Raw genomic sequence first — 1563 nt, 5'->3', positions numbered from 1 at the left:
GGTGCGCGGTGCGCCACGCGCGCTGCAGACGGACTATGCGCTGTCCAACGGTTTCGGCTTCGGCGGCGTCAACGCCTGGGCGCGGCGGCTGCCGGTGGAGGGGCAGAGCGGGGGGCCGGGGCCGGCATCGGCGCGGGCGTGGGCGAGCGCCCGGGCGCGGCCATGGCCGCAGGCGGCTGGAACGGGGCGGCTGGCCTGGCCCGCCCGGCCGCAGGGACGGCAGCCGGCCCGGCGGCGGCTCCAGCCGCGGACAGGGCATCGCCGCTGCGGAGCCGCCCGGGCGGATTGGATGGCATCTTCAAGCCAGCATCCCCGATCCCGCCATGAACCCCCGCCACATCGGCCTGCCAGCATCTGCACATATCGGCAGCGGCGGCGCCGCGCCAGGGTGGATCGGGCGGCTTGCGGCGGCGAGGACGGCTTGCCGCCGCAGCCCCAGACCACCGCGCCGCACGCGCCCCGATGATGGCGCCGCAAGGACACTGGCCTCGCCGCCCCGGGGCCGCTACCAGTGACCGGCCGATGTCCGCCAGCGCCGCCCTGCCCCCGCACCGCAACGCCCCGGACCCGGCGGGGATCAGGCGATTCGGCCTAGCCTTCGGGCTTGCCACCGCCGCCGCCCTGGGCGCCGCCCTGCTGCTGCCCACGCCGCTGGCGCCGCCCACCGCCCGCTTCCTGGGCCCGGCCCGCCCGGCGCAGGAGCAGGCCACCGCCAGCCTGGAACGCGCCGCGGCACAGCGCCCGGAGGATGTGGAGCTGCTCCGCCGCCTCGCCGCGCAGCTGCGCGACAGCCGCCGGCTGCCCGAGCTGGCCGCCACGCTGGAACGCCTGCACGCCCTGACCGCCGCCCCGGCCCCGCTGCGGGAAGCCATGTCGCTTCGCCTCGCGCTGGGTGACGCGGCGGCGGCGCGGGCGGCGCTGGAACGGCTGGCCACCCTCGGCGCCACGACGGACCAGGAATCGCTGAGCCTCGCCGCTTTGCGCATGGAGGCGGCCGACCCGGCCGGCGCCTTCGCCGGGCTGCTAGCCGCGCTGCAGCGCAGCCAGACCCCGGAACTCGCCCTGCGCGCCATGCAGGCGGCGGCCCGCCTGCCCGATCCGGCCATGGCCATGCGCCCGCTCGGGGCCCTGCTGGGCAACGCAGCGCCTGACCTGATGGAGGCGCTGCGCCGGGTGCTGATGAAGGAGGGCCGGCCCGACCTGGCGCTCTACCTGCTGGAAGGCCTGCCGCCCGAGGCCCAGGCGACGCCGCGCCTGGCGCTGGCCATGGCGGAAGCCGAGGCCCGCGCCGGCTGGGCAGGCTCCGCCCTGGCGCGGCTGATGGCGCTGCGGGCGACGGAGGGCCTGCCGCCCGGCGGCGGCGCCCTGCTGGTGGATCTGGCGCTGCGCGAGGGCCAGGTGGAGGAAGCCTTCGCCGTGGCGGCGCTGCTGCCGCCCGAAGCCTGGCCGGCCGCCCTGCCGCTGCGCCTGCACCAGGCCGCCCGCGCCGCCCGCGACCCCACGCTGTTCCGCCGCCTGGAACCGGCGCGCCTGGCCGCGCGGCCGGATGCCGCCGCCGTGGTG

The 1563-nt window shown here is 79.0% G+C and carries 1 protein-coding gene; it reads left to right on the top strand.

The features are described from left to right. Nucleotides 1-522 precede the first annotated feature (522 nt). Nucleotides 523-1563 (top strand): hypothetical protein (locus HEQ75_RS27570; protein WP_209318818.1); only part of this gene is annotated, 1041 nt, incomplete at its 3' end.

The organism is Falsiroseomonas selenitidurans, from assembly GCF_012103215.1.
GTDB classification, from domain to species: Bacteria; Pseudomonadota; Alphaproteobacteria; order Acetobacterales; family Acetobacteraceae; genus Falsiroseomonas; species Falsiroseomonas selenitidurans.
This window is presented reverse-complemented; position numbering and strand designations above follow the sequence as displayed.